18 protein-coding genes and 1 tRNA gene are annotated in these 14,165 nt (G+C 69.8%); 9 read left to right on the top strand and 10 right to left on the bottom strand.

Going from position 1 to position 14,165, the window contains the following annotated elements; all coding sequences use genetic code 11:
• Positions 1 to 17: 17 nt before the first annotated feature.
• From ACFMQL_RS14800 to ACFMQL_RS14790, 3 genes are all read right to left on the bottom strand, one after another.
• Positions 18 to 1,433: a xylulokinase gene (locus ACFMQL_RS14800; RefSeq protein ID WP_378785911.1), complete on the bottom strand. Its 1,416-nt coding sequence runs from the start codon at positions 1,431 to 1,433 to the stop codon at positions 18 to 20.
• Between the two features lie 487 nt (positions 1,434 to 1,920).
• Complete coding sequence (locus tag ACFMQL_RS14795) at positions 1,921 to 2,109, bottom strand: hypothetical protein (protein WP_043619667.1); 189 nt, start codon at positions 2,107 to 2,109, stop codon at positions 1,921 to 1,923.
• Positions 2,110 to 2,168: 59 nt separating this feature from the next.
• Positions 2,169 to 2,618: a MarR family transcriptional regulator gene (locus ACFMQL_RS14790; protein WP_364061815.1), complete on the bottom strand. Its 450-nt coding sequence runs from the start codon at positions 2,616 to 2,618 to the stop codon at positions 2,169 to 2,171.
• A 61-nt stretch (positions 2,619 to 2,679) separates the two neighbouring features.
• Between ACFMQL_RS14790 and ACFMQL_RS14785 the strand changes: the two genes are divergently transcribed.
• Both ACFMQL_RS14785 and ACFMQL_RS14780 read left to right on the top strand, forming a co-directional pair.
• The gene (locus tag ACFMQL_RS14785) at positions 2,680 to 3,189 is read left to right on the top strand and encodes a VOC family protein (RefSeq protein ID WP_364061812.1); all 510 of its coding nucleotides are present in this window, start codon (positions 2,680 to 2,682) and stop codon (positions 3,187 to 3,189) included.
• Between the two features lie 45 nt (positions 3,190 to 3,234).
• Positions 3,235 to 3,531, top strand: a complete 297-nt coding sequence (locus tag ACFMQL_RS14780) for a hypothetical protein (RefSeq protein ID WP_364061809.1) — start codon at positions 3,235 to 3,237, stop codon at positions 3,529 to 3,531.
• A gap of 3 nt (positions 3,532 to 3,534) precedes the next feature.
• On the opposite strand, the gene ACFMQL_RS14775 is transcribed toward ACFMQL_RS14780, so the two are convergent.
• Complete coding sequence (locus tag ACFMQL_RS14775; RefSeq protein ID WP_364061806.1) at positions 3,535 to 4,815, bottom strand: TIGR04013 family B12-binding domain/radical SAM domain-containing protein; 1,281 nt, start codon at positions 4,813 to 4,815, stop codon at positions 3,535 to 3,537.
• Positions 4,816 to 4,830: 15 nt separating this feature from the next.
• A complete protein-coding gene (locus tag ACFMQL_RS14770; protein WP_364061803.1) occupies positions 4,831 to 5,412 on the bottom strand; it encodes an NAD(P)H-dependent oxidoreductase in 582 nt (193 codons plus the stop codon).
• An 81-nt stretch (positions 5,413 to 5,493) separates the two neighbouring features.
• Between ACFMQL_RS14770 and ACFMQL_RS14765 the strand changes: the two genes are divergently transcribed.
• From ACFMQL_RS14765 to ACFMQL_RS14750, 4 genes are all read left to right on the top strand, one after another.
• A complete protein-coding gene (locus tag ACFMQL_RS14765) occupies positions 5,494 to 5,826 on the top strand; it encodes a helix-turn-helix domain-containing protein (RefSeq protein ID WP_364061800.1) in 333 nt (110 codons plus the stop codon).
• Positions 5,827 to 6,139: 313 nt separating this feature from the next.
• Positions 6,140 to 7,273: an MFS transporter gene (locus tag ACFMQL_RS14760; RefSeq protein ID WP_364061797.1), complete on the top strand. Its 1,134-nt coding sequence runs from the start codon at positions 6,140 to 6,142 to the stop codon at positions 7,271 to 7,273.
• 188 nt (positions 7,274 to 7,461) lie between these two features.
• Positions 7,462 to 8,592, top strand: coding sequence for a S1 family peptidase (locus tag ACFMQL_RS14755; RefSeq protein ID WP_378785910.1), 1,131 nt, complete (start codon positions 7,462 to 7,464; stop codon positions 8,590 to 8,592).
• Between the two features lie 254 nt (positions 8,593 to 8,846).
• Complete coding sequence (locus ACFMQL_RS14750; protein ID WP_364063227.1) at positions 8,847 to 9,212, top strand: VOC family protein; 366 nt, start codon at positions 8,847 to 8,849, stop codon at positions 9,210 to 9,212.
• A gap of 192 nt (positions 9,213 to 9,404) precedes the next feature.
• Here ACFMQL_RS14750 and ACFMQL_RS14745 read toward each other — a convergent pair whose 3' ends face one another.
• Complete coding sequence (locus ACFMQL_RS14745) at positions 9,405 to 9,944, bottom strand: DUF6368 family protein (protein WP_364061792.1); 540 nt, start codon at positions 9,942 to 9,944, stop codon at positions 9,405 to 9,407.
• A 223-nt stretch (positions 9,945 to 10,167) separates the two neighbouring features.
• Between ACFMQL_RS14745 and ACFMQL_RS14740 the strand changes: the two genes are divergently transcribed.
• Positions 10,168 to 10,815, top strand: a complete 648-nt coding sequence (locus tag ACFMQL_RS14740; protein WP_378785909.1) for a class I SAM-dependent methyltransferase family protein — start codon at positions 10,168 to 10,170, stop codon at positions 10,813 to 10,815.
• A gap of 53 nt (positions 10,816 to 10,868) precedes the next feature.
• The gene (locus ACFMQL_RS14735; RefSeq protein ID WP_378785908.1) at positions 10,869 to 11,432 is read left to right on the top strand and encodes a dihydrofolate reductase family protein; all 564 of its coding nucleotides are present in this window, start codon (positions 10,869 to 10,871) and stop codon (positions 11,430 to 11,432) included.
• A gap of 1 nt (position 11,433) precedes the next feature.
• Here ACFMQL_RS14735 and ACFMQL_RS14730 read toward each other — a convergent pair whose 3' ends face one another.
• The 4 genes from ACFMQL_RS14730 to ACFMQL_RS14715 form a co-directional block, all read right to left on the bottom strand.
• Positions 11,434 to 11,664, bottom strand: a complete 231-nt coding sequence (locus ACFMQL_RS14730) for a hypothetical protein (protein ID WP_378785907.1) — start codon at positions 11,662 to 11,664, stop codon at positions 11,434 to 11,436.
• Positions 11,665 to 12,015: 351 nt separating this feature from the next.
• Positions 12,016 to 12,303, bottom strand: a complete 288-nt coding sequence (locus tag ACFMQL_RS14725; RefSeq protein WP_364061780.1) for a hypothetical protein — start codon at positions 12,301 to 12,303, stop codon at positions 12,016 to 12,018.
• 346 nt (positions 12,304 to 12,649) lie between these two features.
• Positions 12,650 to 12,739, bottom strand: a tRNA-Ser gene (locus tag ACFMQL_RS14720).
• Positions 12,740 to 12,954: 215 nt separating this feature from the next.
• Positions 12,955 to 13,518, bottom strand: coding sequence for a YceI family protein (locus ACFMQL_RS14715; RefSeq protein WP_364061777.1), 564 nt, complete (start codon positions 13,516 to 13,518; stop codon positions 12,955 to 12,957).
• Positions 13,519 to 13,614: 96 nt separating this feature from the next.
• On the opposite strand from ACFMQL_RS14715, the gene ACFMQL_RS14710 reads away from it, so the two are divergent.
• A complete protein-coding gene (locus ACFMQL_RS14710) occupies positions 13,615 to 14,121 on the top strand; it encodes a MarR family transcriptional regulator (RefSeq protein WP_364061774.1) in 507 nt (168 codons plus the stop codon).
• Positions 14,122 to 14,165: the final 44 nt, after the last annotated feature.

Raw genomic sequence — 14,165 nt, 5'->3', positions numbered from 1 at the left:
GGCGCGGAAAATCGCGATCAGTCCAGGATGTGGCCGGTGGCGCGGTGGTAGCGCGCACGCAGCGAGGGAACGGGGTCGCCGGTGTACGTCTCCGCCTCCCCCGTGCTCCAGTCCGGCGGCTCCGTGACGAGCGTGGCCGCCTGGTATGCGGCGCCGTCGGCGACGTACTCGGCCGGCGGCGGCACGGTGATCGGCAGGCCGAAGACCGTCGGGGCGATGCGGCGCACCGCCTCGGAGCGGGCCGCGCCGCCGATGAGCAGCACGCGCTCCGGCTGCATGGCGAGCGCGTCGAGGGCGTCGGCGAGCCCGCACAGCATGCCCTCGACGGCCGCCCGTGCCAGGTGCGCGGGGGTGGAGGTGGCGAGCGTGAGCCCGTGAATGGAGCCGGTGGCGGTGGGCCTGTTGGGCGTACGCTCGCCCTCCAGGTACGGCACCAGCGTCAGCCCGTCGGCACCCGGCGGCGCCTGGAGCGCGAGCTCGCTCAGCTCCTCGAGCCCCACGCCGGCGATGCGGGCGGCGGCGTCCAGGACGCGGGCGGCGTTGAGCGTGCAGACCAGCGGCAGGAACCGACCGGTCGCGTCCGCGAACCCGGCGACCAGCCCCTCCGGGTCGGCGCTCGGCGACTCCGCGACCGCGAACACCGTGCCGGAGGTGCCCAGCGAGACCACGACGTCGCCGGAGCGCGCGCCGACGCCCAGCGCGGCCGCCATGTTGTCACCGGTGCCGGGACCGACCAGGATCGGGCCCTCGTTGGCGGCCTCGGCCGGCCCGAGCACGCGAGGCAGCTTGGGCACCGTGCCGAGCGCGGTCTTGAGCAGGTCGGTACGGTACGCCCCCGTCGCGGGCGACCAGTAGCCGGTGCCGGAGGCGTCGCCCCGGTCGGTGACGAGCCTGTCGAGCGAAGGCGCGGGCGCGTCGGCCCAGGCCGAGACCGAGAACGGCCCGCTCTCCAGCGCCCCGATGAGCCGCCAGGTGAGCCAGTCGTGCGGCAGGCACACGGCGGCGGTGCGCGCGACGCTGTCCGGCTCGTTCTGGGCCAGCCAGCGCAGCTTGGTGACGGTGAACGAGGCCACGGGCACGGACCCGACCGCATCGGCCCACGCCTGCGGCCCGCCCAGCTCGGCGATCAGATCGGTGGCGGCCTGCGCGGAGCGGGTGTCGTTCCACAGCAGCGCCTCGCGCACGACCTGCCCCGACTCGTCGAGGCAGACCATGCCGTGCTGCTGCCCGCCCACGCTGATGGCGGACACGCCGTCCAGCCCGCCGGCCTTGTCGATGGCCTGCAACAGCGCCGTCCACCAGTGGGACGGATGTACTTCCGTGCCGGCGGGGTGGGAGGCCCGGCCCTGCCGCACCAGCTCACCGGTGTCCGCGTCTCGAATGACGACCTTGCAACTCTGCGTGGAGGAATCGACCCCTGCGACCAGCGTCACCCACGAACTCCTAACAAGTGGTCCAGCGCAAGCTGGGTGAGATGCGTGAAATGGTATCCGCGGACGGCGGCTGCCTCGATAACGATGTCGTCGCCCACGAGACCAGTCTGCGTCTCGCCGCGATCGGGCGCGGGGCCGATGCCCCGGGCGGCTCTGCGCCGCACGTCGCGGATGAAAGCGCCGTAGGCCCCTGGTCCGGCCGGGCGGTGCACGCTCTGGGCGGGGCCGAGGGGCGCCCGCACGGCGCCCCCGAACGGATCGCACGCCCGCCGGCCTGTCCACGGACCAGCCGTCCGCGAACCGACCATCCACAGACCGGCCATCCACAGACCAGCCGTCCGCGAACCGGCCGTCCACAGACCGAACGTGAACCAGCCGTCAGGGGGTGGCTCGTCCATGGTTCGATGCTCCCCTGGCAGCCGGTCGTGCACAACCATGCCGAACGCGATCGCGCGATCCCAGGGCCCGCCGCCGGGCGCCCCGCGGCTCAGAGACCGGAGGGATCGCGCCCCACGCTGATCTCCTCGGCGATCTTCCGGATCTCCGCCACCTCGAGGCCGGGAGCCTTGGGCAGATGGCGCAGCAAAGCGTCCATCACCACGGGGACGGGCTGGCCGGCGAACCGGCCCGCGATCCCGTGAACCGCCCTGAACAGTGCCTCTTCGGTGTCGTGCATCGGCCTCTCCTCGGTCGGGTACCCGGCAACGCTACGGCCTCCGCCCGACAGTTTTCTCGCTAGCCCTCCAACGTGTTCCTGACGGCCGAGCAAATCTCGTCCAGCCGGCGCACCTGCTCCGGCGTGAGCACGTCGAACAGGCTGCGCCGCACCTCCTCGACGTGGCCGGGAGCGGCGGATTCGAGCACCGCATACCCCTCGTCGGTGAGCACGGCGAAGTGGCTGCGGCGGTCGGAGCTGTCCTGCTCGCGGCGCACCCACCCGTGCTCTTCCAAGCGGCGCACGGCGTGCGACAGGCGGCTTTGCGAGCACCCCGCCTTGACCGCGAGATCGGACATCCGCATCGTGCGCCCGGGCTGCTCCGACAGCACCGCGAGGATCACGTAGTACGTGTGCGGCATGCCGGCGTCGCGCTGCATCTGCCGCTCAAGCGCCTCGTGGACAAGCCGCGTCGCGGCCAGGAAGTTGCGCCACGTGCGCTGCTCATCATCATCCAGCCATCTGGTCACCCTCCCAATTTAGTTGCACGCTCATATACTCGATCCCGGGACCCGTCGAGAGGGGCGAACCATGCCGGTCCAGCGGCTCAACCACGCCGTCCTGTACGTACGCGACGTGGAGGCGAGCGTCGCCTTCTACCGCGAGGCCCTCGGATTCGACGTGGTGATGAGCATGCCGGGCGCCGCCTTCCTCCAGGCCCCAGGCTCGTCCAACGATCACGACCTCGGCCTGTTCCAGATCGGCCCGGACGCCGCGCCGTCGCCCGCGGGACGCACCTCCGTCGGGCTCTACCACCTGGCCTGGGAGGTCGACACGCTGGAGGAGCTGGAACGCGTCCGCGCCAAGCTGGCCGAGCTGGGTGCGCTGGTCGGCGCGTCCGACCACAGCACCACCAAGGCGCTGTACGCGCGCGACCCCGACGGGCTGGAGTTCGAGGTGTCCTGGCTGGTGCCCGCCGCGCTGCTCACCGAGGAGACGCTGGCGGGGCGGACGCGGGTGCGTCCCCTCGACCTCGACGCCGACATACGGCGCTACGGTGCGCGGACCAGGGGCGGCGTGGGGGTGTCGATTCCCGCCTGACGTACCGTGGAGGTATAAGCCCTCTGGTCATACGGAGAACCGGCCATGCCAAGCGATCCTGACCATGTGGTCGACGCCATCGACGGCGTCGTCGAGGAGTGGGAGACGCTGAGCGCCGACGCCATGCGCTGGGCGCCGCCCGAGAGCAAGCGCCCCGACCTCATGACCGAGGTGAGCGATATCTTCGGACCGCTCGTCAACGCCGTCACCCACGCGCTGCGCCCGATCGGCGACGCGTTCGAACGGGTGCTCACGTCGCTGGAGGAACACGTCGGCCAGGCGATGATCGAGCAGGGCGAGCGCGGTGAGCAGGGCGAGGAGGCCGACCGGCGCGGCGAGTGACCGTCAGCTCGTGCGGCGGCGTTTGGTCCTGCGCGGGTAGGCCTTGGCGGTCTCGGCCAGGCGGGCGGCGTGCTCGGCCTGCTTGCGCCAGTGCCCGTACGCGTCGCCGCGCTGCGCCAGCCGGTCCAGCTCGCTCATCGTGCTCAGCGGGATGAACGCGGGCTCGGCGTCGCGCCACGGCGTGCCGGGCAGCGGCATGAACGTGTGGGTGTGGATGCGGGCGCCCATGTCGGCCAGCTCACCGGCCAGGGCCAGCGACTGCGCCTGGTCCTCGGGCGACTCCCCCGGCATGCCGAAGATGAAGTCGACGTTCGGCCGGAAGCCGTGCTCGACCGCGATCCTGACGGCATCGCGTACGGGCGAGGTGCCGTGGCCGCGCCCTGAGGCGGCCAGCACCTTGTCGGAGCCGGACTGGGCGCCGATGATGATGTTGTCGTTGGCGACGTACCGCTTGAGCAGCCGCATCGCCTCAGGGGTGACGTGCTCGGGCCGCACCTCGGACGGGAAGCTGCCGAAGAACACCCGGCCGTGCGGCGGCAGCTCCTCCTTCACCCCGGCCAGCAGCTCCTCCACCTTGTCGAGGTCGGGGTCGGGCCCGGGCGAGCCGTAGGAGAGCGAGGTGGGCGTGATGAACCGTACGTCCCGCAGCCCTCTGTCGACCATCGAGCGCACGTGCTCGCGCACGCTCGCCACCGACCGGTGCCGGAACTGGCCGCCGAACATGAACGGCGTCTGGCAGAAGCGGCACGTGTAGCGGCAGCCGCGGGTGATCTCGATCGGCCCGTGCCTGCCCACGAAGGACGGGAACGCGTCGAGCGGAAGCTGCGGCGCCGGCCTGGTGCGCAGCGCGACGCCGTCGGAGTCTCTGATGGCGAGGCCGGGCACGCTCGTGAGCGGCGCGTCGTCCTGCAGCGCGCGGACGAGCGAGATGATCGTGGACTCGCCCTCACCGATGCCGGCGAGGTCCCACCCGGCGTCGATGACCTGCTGGGGCTCGGCGGTGGCGTGTACGCCGCCCGCGATGTGCAGGCCGCGGCCGTCGCTGAGCTGCTTGACCGTGGCGAGCTCGGCGGCCATGGCCTCGGCGTCGGGAGAGTAGAACGACCAGAGCGTGATCACTCGGTCGGCCGTCGTGGCCTTGATGTGTTCGGCGGTCTCCTCTGGGGTGGTGCCGAGCCGCAGCTCGTGTTCGACCTTCGCGGTCTCCAGGGCGGCGAGTAGGGCGTGCACCCCGTACGTCACCGCCTTGCGATATCGGACCACCACACAGACTGCCAGCGCCACGTCCGGCAGCGTAGCTCAGGCGTGGGCGAGCCGCATCGCGCGCAGCGGCTCGGTGAGCTTGGCCAGCTCGGCCAGCATGGCGTCGGCCCCCTGCTCCATCTCGGGGGTGGGCCGCAGCTTCTTGTCCTCGGTCAGGCGCTGGGCGACGAAGGGGATGATGACGCCTTCGAGCACCGGCACCATCTTCATCGAGCTGACGACGTGGCGCAGGCCGGTGACGGCGCGGGTGCCGCCGGAGACGCCGCCGTAGCTGACGAAACCGACCGGCTTGTGCTGCCACTCGATGCACAGGTAGTCGAGTGCGTTCTTGATCGTCGCGGGGAAGCTGTGGTTGTACTCGGGCGTCACGAACACGTACGCGTCGGCCCGCTCCACGGTGGCGCTCCACTCCTTGGTGTGGGCGTTCACGTACTGGCGCAGCTTGGGGTGGTTGGGCTCGTCGAGCAGCGGCAGCGCCACCTCGGCCAGGTCGATCAGCTCCACGTCGAACAGGCCGGACGCGGCGGCTTTGTCGCGGAACCACTCGGCCACGGGACGGCCCGCGCGGCCCGGTCTGGTGCTGCCGACGATGATCTGCAGGACAGGCTTGACTTCCATGGTTACTCCAGGTGAGCGGGATTTGACTGCTCAACATTATTGAGGAGCTACATATTCCTTAGCAAACGCTACACTGGAAACATGAGCCCCCCGTCCGTGTGCACGCGCTTCCACATCGCCCTGGAACTCATCGGCGCCCGCTGGTCAGGGGCGGTGATCAGCATCATCTTCAAAGGCGCCCATCGATACGCCGACATCAAGGCCGCCATCCCCGGCATCAACGACACGATGCTGGCCAGGCGCCTGCGCGAGCTGGAGTCCGCCGGCATCATCGAGCGCCGGGTGCTCGCCACCTCGCCCGTACGCGTCGAATACCACCTGACCGAAATGGGGCAGGAGCTGCGCCCTGTCGTGGACGAACTGGTCACGTGGGCGCACAAGTGGATCCCGCTGCCCGAAGCCGCCTCCGCCTGACCCGCGTCCTGTGACTCCTGCGGGCCGTCCGGCCCTCGCGGACTTCGCACCCCACGCGACTTTCGCAGCCCTCGCGGACTTCGCACCCCACGCGACTTTCGCAGCCGTCGCCCGCTTCTGCGGCTTTTGCGTTGCGTACGCCGGTAGCGCAACGCGCCTGGCGTGCGCGAATCCGTCGCCTAGAATCGACGGCATGACCTGGCGACATTGATCCATAACCTGCGGATCCATCACCAGAGGCCGGCGCGGGGCGCGCGGGCCTCCGAGTCGACGAGCACTCGGAGCCCCATTCGATCCGCCCCTGGAAGGCCTCATGCTCGTCGCATCGTTGTACGCGTACGCGTTCCTCAGCGAATTCATCCTGCTCTACCCGGTATACGCGCTGCTGTTCACCGATACCGGTCTCTCTCTGGCCCAGGTCTCCAGCCTGTTCGCCATCTGGTCCATCACCGGCCTGCTGCTGGAGATCCCGTCCGGCGCCTGGGCCGACGCGGTCTCCCGCCGCCTGCTGCTCTGCCTCGGCCCGCTGCTGAGCGGGCTCGGGTTCGCCCTGTGGGTGCTGTTCCCCTCGTACTGGGCCTTCGCCGTCGGCTTCGTGCTCTGGGGGACGGGCGAAACGCTCGTGTCCGGCTCGTACGAGGCGCTCGCGTACGAGGAGCTCGACCACCGCGGCGAGGCCGGCCGCTACGCCACGGTCATCGGCCGGGCCACCGCGGCGGGCATGATCGCCACCGCGGCCGCCATGGCGCTGGCCGTGCCGGTGTTCGCCGTCGGGGGCCATCCCGCCGTCGCGACGGCCAGCGTGGCGGCCTGCGTCCTGTGCGCGGCCACGGCGCTGACGCTGCCCGAGCACCGGGTGCGCCAAGAGGCGCCGTCGTACCTGGCCGTGCTGCGCGAGGGCATCGCGCAGACGCGGGCCGATCGGCGCGTCACGCACGCGGTGCTGCTGGTCGCCTTCGTGGTCGCGGTCTGGGGCGCTCTTGAGGAGTACATCCCGTACCTCGCGCTCGAAGCCGGGGTGCCCAAGGCCGCGGTGCCGCTGCTGGTCCTGCTCGTCACGCTGGGCGTCGCGGGCGGCAGCATGCTCGCCGGGCCCGCGGAGCGGCTGCCGCCCCGCGCGTACGGGCTGCTGCTCGGTCTGGCCGCGCTCGCCCTGGTGGCGGGGGCGCTCAGCCGGCACGTCGCCGGGTTCGTGCTGATCGCGCTGGCGTTCGGGGCGTTCCAGCTCGCCGGGGTGCTGGCCGACGTACGGCTGCAGAACCGCATCAGCGGGCCCGCCCGGGCCACGGTCACCTCGGTGGCCGGTCTCGGCACGAACGTCGTGACCCTGGGGACGTACGGGGCTTACGGGGCTCTGTCAACTTACGGGTCCAATGGGACGACGTTCGCGCTGCTCACCCTTCCGTACCTGATCATCGCCCTGCTCACCGCCCGCGCTCCCCGATAGCGGCCTGAGCAGCGCCATCGGTGGCCGGAGCCGAGAACCGGCTCCGGCCACGTCTTTTCGGACGACATTTATGCGCTGTGAGATAGGTCCGCAATGGGAGCCATAACACCGAAATAGTGCCCTTTCGGTATCTGAACATCGGGCGCAACAGCCGTTAACTTGACAGCACCCCCACCCGAGGAGTGCACATGTTGAGTAAGCGCTGTGCGCTGGCAGGCGGGCTGTTCCTCGCCGTCTGCCTGGCAACCCCCATGAGCCCGGCCTTAGCTGACCCGGCACCTCAAACCGCCTCCCCGTCCGCACCACCGGAGATGATCGACGCGCTCGAACGCGACCTCGGTCTCTCCGAAGATCAAGTCATGACCCGCCTGGCGAACGAAGAGCGCGCCGCCGCCACCGAGAAGAGCCTCAGCTCCGAACTGGGCAACGACTCCTTCGGCGGCGCCTGGCTCAACGACGACGCGACCCAGCTGAACGTCGCCACCACCGACCCGGCGGAGGTTTCCGCCATCGAGGCGCGCGGCGCCAAGCCCGTCGTCGTCAAGCGTTCGCTCGCCGAACTGAACGGCATCATGGCCAAGCTCGACCAGGCCCCGGAGAAGGCCAGGGCGGGCGCGGCGCTCTGGTACGTGGACGTGAAGACCAACACCGTCTCCGTCCAGGCGCCCACCGTCGAGGCGGCCCAGGCCCTCGCCGACGCCGCGGGCGTCGACAAGAGCGCCGTCAACGTCTCCGCGACGACCGAGCAGCCGAAGCCGCTCATCAACATCATCGGCGGCAGCCCGTACTACATCGGCTCCAGCCGGTGCAGCGTCGGCTTCGCCGTCACCCGTGGCAGCACGCCCGGCTTCGTCACCGCGGGCCACTGCGGCCGGGCCGGCCAGACCACGAGCAACCCGTCGGGCACCTTCCAGGGCTCGTCCTTCCCGGGCAACGACTACGCCTGGGTCGCCGCCCCCGGCAACACCGTGACCCCGTACGTCCGCGGGTCCGGCGGCGCCTACGTGACCGTCCGCGGCTCCACGCAGGCCTCGGTCGGCTCGTCGATCTGCCGCTCCGGCTCCACCACGGGCTGGCGCTGCGGCACCATCCAGCAGCACAACGCCAGCGTCACCTACCCGCAGGGCACGGTCACCGGCCTGACCAGGACCAGCGCGTGCGCCGAGCCCGGTGACTCCGGCGGCTCGTTCATCTCCGGCAACCAGGCGCAGGGCATGACCTCCGGCGGGTCCGGCAACTGCACCTACGGCGGCACCACCTACCACCAGCCGGTCAACGAGGCCCTGAGCGTGTACGGGCTCACCCTCGTCACCGGTTGATCCTCCGCTGCCTACGCGGATAAAACGCGGCGCGTCCCCACGGGGCGCGCCGCCCTTTTCGCGCCTGCCCCCGCCCATCAAGCCGCCCCCGGCTCATCGGGCCCGTCCCCGCTCATCAAGCCGCCCCGACTCATCGGGCCCGTCCCCGCCCATCGCGCCGGACGGCCGCTCGCCCCCTGCGGCACCACCGCGATGACTTTCACACGGCCCGCGGGTCTGTACTGCCGACGTCAGCGAGAAGGGACCTCTTGGCGATGCAGCGCCCCGCACTCGGCAGCATCCTTCTGTCCAGCACCGACCCGGAACGGCTGCGCACCTGGTACGCCACCGCGCTCGACCCGTCGGAGAACACCGAGGTCAACGGATACCGGGTGCTCAGGTTCGGCGGCTTCTACCTGTTCATCGACGGCCGCGGGGACATCGCCGACACGAACCCCGAGCCCGGCCGGGTGATCCTGAACTTCGACGTGCCCGACGCCCGCGCGGTCGTCGCCCGCATGGAGCAGGCCGGCACCCAGTGGCTGGCCGGCCTGGAGGACCGCGACGGCAGCCTCCTCGCCACCGCCATCGACCCGGACGGCAACTACGTCCAGATCATCCAGCTCAACCAGCCCCACTGACTCCGGTGCGCTCACGGATCGGCGACGCGGAGGCAGGTGCCGTCGCGATGCCTGTCGTTGCTCTGCTCCGGTCCGGCGTCCTCCGGCGATGCGTCAGAGCACCGCGGAACCGTCACCGGCGGCGTCCGCCCCGGCCTGCCTGCGAACTCCGCCCGGCTCGGCCCGGCCATCACCGGGTTCCCGATCGCACCGTCATTTGACCAGGCAGAACTCGGGATGCGCGGCCCATGCGCGCAGAAACGCCGGTGTGCCGAAGGCCGTCGAGTGCTCCGGCACCAGCGCGATGAGACCCTCAAGATCGGCGACCGCCGGTACATGCCGGTCATCCACCTCGACGTTGGCGACGCCCCCGACCACGTCCATGATGGCGGCGGTCAGGAGGGCATTGGCGACGTGGTCTATCTGACCGTTGCTCATCGCGGCCACGTTGACGGACTGCGTCGGTTCGAAGCCGATGTACGCCGGAAAATCCGGCGACTCCAGGTGCTCGGCCTCGAACCACTCCTCCTCGCCGATACCCGGCCCATGGACGGTGACCAGGAACGGCCGATGTGCCCCCGGCGTCTCGTCCTCGACGATCCCGAGATGCCTGGCGCAGACAGTGAGGTCGTACGCGCCGGGACGCCTTTCCTCGAAACGACCGGACATGTGGAACAGCATCCGGCGCAGGTCCGCCAGCGCCGCGTCCGGCACCGGTTCCGGTAACTCGATCAGCAACACAGGACCGGCCACGCCACCGAGCATAACGACCCGAATGCCGCGTACAGCCGGATTTTCTTGGCCCGCACGGGAGCACGCAGCGATCGGCACATGTAGGGGTGTCCACATGCGGGGACCGTCCGATGACGAACCGCTCCCAGCCTCCTCGCCACCGCCATCGACCCGGACGGCGACTACGTGCAGATCATCGAATCGAAGCGTGGAACACCACCGGGTGTCCTCGTAGGCTTCGATCATGGATTGGCTGACGTGGCACGACCAGTACGACGTCCCCGGCTCCAACCTGGCGCGGCGCTTACAAGTCGTCCAAGAGCGCATCCGCCTCGCGCTCGACACCTCCCCGCCCGGCCCGCTGCGGCTCATCAGCCTCTGCTCCGGCCAGGGCCGCCACGTGCTGGAGGTGCTCGCCGAGCACCCGCGCCGCGACGACGTCCGAGCCCGCCTGGTCGAACTGGACCCGCGCAACACCGCCATCGCCTCGGAGGCGATCGCATCGTACGGACTCGGCCAGGTCGAGGTGCTGACGGCCGACGCCGCACTCACCGACCGCTACCAGGACCTGACGCCCGCCGAGATCGTCCTCGTCTGCGGCGTGTTCGGCAACATCACGGACGAGGACATAGAGCGCACCATCGACACCTGCCCCCAGCTGTGCGCCACCGACGGCGTGGTCATCTGGACCCGGCACCGGAAGGCCCCCGACCGGGTGCCGCTGATCTGCCGCTGGTTCGAGGAACGCGGCTTCGAACGCGCGTGGGTGTCGCCCCCGGAGGCCGGCTTCGGCGTCGGCGTCCACCGCTTCAAAGCCGACCCCCTTCCCCTCGTGCCGGGGCGGCGCATGTTCACGTTCACCGATGATTCCCGGACGGAAGCGCCGTCATAAGCACGAGCGACACGAAGGTCGCTCGACAGCCAGCGACCCCGGGAGTCCCGATCATGCGGAAACTGATAGCGACGGTCTTCAACTACTCCCTCGACGGCCTGCTCGCCGACCAGGACACCGACTTCTGGGAGTTCTGCTTCGGCCTGCCGGAGAACCGCCGGCCCGACGGCCAGGCCCACCTCGAGTTCCTGCGCGGCGCCTACGCCCACGTCATGGGCCGCACCACGTACGAGGGCACGTCCAAGGCCATGATGACCTCCCCCGACCACCCCTTCTCCGACCTCCTGACCAGCGGCCGCAAGGTCGTCTTCTCCAGGACGATGCAGACGACCGACTGGGCGAACACCACGATCGTCGCCGGCGACACCACAGAAGAGATCGACAAGCTGCGGCAGGGCGGCGACGGCTACATCATCGTCTGGGGCGGCGTCCGCCTCTGGCACTCCCTCATGCAGCGGGACCTGCTCGACGAGCTGCACGTGAGCCTGTTCCCGTACGTCGCGGGCGAAGGCACCCGCCTCTTCAACGGCGTCCCGAAGTCGTACGAGCTGGAGCTGATCTCCAGCACACCGTCTGAGAGCGGGATCGTCGACCTGCGGTACCGGCGACCCCGCTGACTCAGGAGGCCACTGACGTACGGGCTACTCCGAAGGGGTTGTCGACCCCCGTGGCGTAGACGTGGCGCGGCCGAACCGTGATCGGCACCCCGAGCGGCGTACGGAGCGCAGACGGCCCTGAGGGCTCCTGGGCCGCCCGCGCGGGCGCGGCGGCGGACGGGGCGGCGTTCGCGGCCACGCAGCCGACGGCGATCCCGTCGAAGAAGTCGCGGCGGGAAATGGGAACATCCATGCGGCCGCCGCCTCGGCCCCGTCCTGCAAGCCCTCTGGGACTGGGGCTCAGCCGCTCCGACGAGGGGGCTCGATGACGCCCAACGCGACTAGAAAGCCATCGCCACGGGCAAGCGACATCCGCTGGTAGCGTCCAGAATGCAGGCGGGCACGTATGGGACGTCACCAGCTCTTGGAGCAGGACAAGAGCCATCTCCCATTCGTCGTGCTCCAGGTGATCGAGCACATCGCCCACACCGGCACCGAGCTCGGCCCGTACGTCGGCGGAGCACAGCCGAGCGGCCCTCAGGAGAAGATCCTCAGGTCGGTGTCGGCGGACGCAGCGTTCAATCGCGGTCGGCGGACGCAGCATTCAATCGCGGCGGCGTTCCGTCCGGACCCGCCGGCGGAACTCACCGAGCCACCCGGCCACCTGCTCATCGTCGTGCAGGTAATCCCCATCGGGGCCGGAGCGCAAGTCGACGCCGCAGAGATGCATCAACGCCTCCCACACCGGCTCGTCGTCCCCCTCGGCCATGTCGGCGGCCACGAACCGCGCCGCCCACCGGTCCACTTCTTCCCGGGTCATGTCACCCCGGAGCAGCCCCTCGAACCGGGCTTCGACCTCCGCGCGCGTCGGTAGCGCCACCATGGCACGCATGCTCCCACGCCCTCGCACGCAGAATCACCCGGTTCACGCTCGCGAGCATGCCCGTCCCCCGGCCGGCTCCCTCCCGCGCTCCTGGCTCTCCTACGGGCCCACAGGAAGGTCCAGACGGCCGAACGGCTCAGAACTGGGGACAAGTGGACAGATCACGATCTGGTCTTCGCAACGAAGCTCGGCGGCCTGATCGAGCGCACGGAGTGGCGACCCCTCCAGATGAAGGACGCCGGTGAGCGGATGGGCGCCGCGCTCTGGGGATCGTCCTGAGGACAACGGCACCTCTGATGCTTGCAAAGATCAAAGAGGCCCTTCCCCGGCTGCCCGGGGAAGGGCCTCTCACGTGCGGAGGATGAGGGATTTGAACCCTCGATGGGCGGTAAGCCCAAACCGCATTAGCAGTGCGGCGCCATAGACCTGACTAGGCGAATCCTCCTGGAAGCCAGTGCGGCTCAGCACAGCGTACCGGCCTTCCGGCGAGGCGGCAAAGCGATTGCTCCGCGGGCCTCCATCACAAGTTATCAACAGGCTGTGGGTAACTGCCTGTGGATGAAGCCCGCCCAGTGTTGAGGCGGGCTTCAGGGCTGTGGATAACTGAGTTTTCCACAGGGATCCCCCGGGGGTTCAACGCCCCCGTACGCCCAAAGAAGGTCAGGCGGCCGGGTTGGCCTCGCCCTCGATCTCCACCTTGACCTTCTTGCCCACCAGCACGCCGCCGGTCTCCAGCGTCTGGTTCCAGGTCAGGCCGAAGTCCTCGCGGTCGAACTCCGTGGTGATGGAGAAGCCCCACACGGCCTGGCCCCACGGGTTGGTGCCCGCGCCGCCGTACTCGACCTTGAGCTCCACCTCGCGGGTGACGTCGCGGATGGTGAGGTCGCCCACGACGGTGAACTCGTCGCCCGAGTGGCCGGTCACGCGGGTGCTGCGGAACGTGATGTTCGGGTACTTCTCAACCGACAGGAAGTCGTCACCGCGCAGGTGGCCGTCGCGGTCGGCGACGCCGGTGTGGATGCTGGCGGCCTCAATGGTCAGCTCGGCGGAGGACTCGAGCGGGTTCTCGGCGATCGTGACAGAACCGCTGAACTTGCCGAAGTGGCCGCGGACCTTGCTGACCATCATGTGCTTGACCACGAAACCGATGGTCGTGTGGGCTACGTCAATGGTGTAGGTACCGGCGGCGGGGATGGTCAGGGACTCCCAGGTACGGGTGGTCATCGGATCTCCTTGGATGGAAAGTTGCTGCGTGGATTACTGCGGCAACGATTGTCTACCTGAGGAATATTCCTCTCGTCAACTATCGTCGGCTAAGGTATGAGTGTGATGAACGTGGACGACCCTCGGGTGACGGCGATCGGACTGCTGCACGAAGTGCACGAGGGCTTGATGGAGCGCTTCGCGCCAGTGATCAATGCCGCGGGGTTGTCGGACGTCGACTTCGAGACACTGATCCGCCTGGCGCGCTCCTCCGGCGAACGGCTGCGCATGTCCGACCTGGCCGCTCAGACCGGGCTGTCCACCAGCGGGGTGACCAGGGTCGTCGATCGCCTCGAACGCGAGGGCCTGGTCCGCAGGGAGGCCTGCGCCACCGACCGCCGGGCCTCGTACGCCGCGCTCACCGACGCCGGACGCGAGCGGCTGGAGAACGTGCTGCCCAAGCACGTACAGGACATCGAGGACTCCTTCACCGGGCTGCTCGGCAAGGAGGAGCTGGAGGCGTTCCTGGGCAGTCTGCGCAAGATCCGGCAGGTCGTACGGCCGTGCGCCACCGCCGGCATCCCGGCAGGCACCGCTGACGCCGGCTCGTCGGTCCACTCCTGAGCCTCCGCCATGCGGAGCCGCTCCTGAGCCGTCGCCATTCGGCC

It is taken from the genome of Nonomuraea fastidiosa (assembly GCF_042751225.1).
GTDB classification, from domain to species: Bacteria; Actinomycetota; Actinomycetes; order Streptosporangiales; family Streptosporangiaceae; genus Nonomuraea; species Nonomuraea fastidiosa.
The sequence above is the reverse complement of the archived record's forward strand: the minus strand, read 5'-3'. Positions and strand labels throughout refer to the sequence as shown.

What these genes read in the sequence shown, in the direction of transcription:
- ACFMQL_RS14795 (WP_043619667.1), bottom strand. Translation starts at nt 2,109, where the DNA reads ATGCACGACACCGAAGAGGCACTGTTCAGGGCGGTTCACGGGATCGCG.
- ACFMQL_RS14785 (WP_364061812.1), top strand. Translation starts at nt 2,680, where the DNA reads ATGCCGGTCCAGCGGCTCAACCACGCCGTCCTGTACGTACGCGACGTG.
- ACFMQL_RS14780 (WP_364061809.1), top strand. Translation starts at nt 3,235, where the DNA reads ATGCCAAGCGATCCTGACCATGTGGTCGACGCCATCGACGGCGTCGTC.
- ACFMQL_RS14770 (WP_364061803.1), bottom strand. Translation starts at nt 5,412, where the DNA reads ATGGAAGTCAAGCCTGTCCTGCAGATCATCGTCGGCAGCACCAGACCG.
- ACFMQL_RS14765 (WP_364061800.1), top strand. Translation starts at nt 5,494, where the DNA reads ATGAGCCCCCCGTCCGTGTGCACGCGCTTCCACATCGCCCTGGAACTC.
- ACFMQL_RS14760 (WP_364061797.1), top strand. Translation starts at nt 6,140, where the DNA reads ATGCTCGTCGCATCGTTGTACGCGTACGCGTTCCTCAGCGAATTCATC.
- ACFMQL_RS14755 (WP_378785910.1), top strand. Translation starts at nt 7,462, where the DNA reads ATGTTGAGTAAGCGCTGTGCGCTGGCAGGCGGGCTGTTCCTCGCCGTC.
- ACFMQL_RS14750 (WP_364063227.1), top strand. Translation starts at nt 8,847, where the DNA reads ATGCAGCGCCCCGCACTCGGCAGCATCCTTCTGTCCAGCACCGACCCG.
- ACFMQL_RS14740 (WP_378785909.1), top strand. Translation starts at nt 10,168, where the DNA reads ATGGATTGGCTGACGTGGCACGACCAGTACGACGTCCCCGGCTCCAAC.
- ACFMQL_RS14735 (WP_378785908.1), top strand. Translation starts at nt 10,869, where the DNA reads ATGCGGAAACTGATAGCGACGGTCTTCAACTACTCCCTCGACGGCCTG.
- ACFMQL_RS14730 (WP_378785907.1), bottom strand. Translation starts at nt 11,664, where the DNA reads ATGGATGTTCCCATTTCCCGCCGCGACTTCTTCGACGGGATCGCCGTC.
- ACFMQL_RS14725 (WP_364061780.1), bottom strand. Translation starts at nt 12,303, where the DNA reads ATGCGTGCCATGGTGGCGCTACCGACGCGCGCGGAGGTCGAAGCCCGG.
- ACFMQL_RS14715 (WP_364061777.1), bottom strand. Translation starts at nt 13,518, where the DNA reads ATGACCACCCGTACCTGGGAGTCCCTGACCATCCCCGCCGCCGGTACC.
- ACFMQL_RS14710 (WP_364061774.1), top strand. Translation starts at nt 13,615, where the DNA reads ATGAGTGTGATGAACGTGGACGACCCTCGGGTGACGGCGATCGGACTG.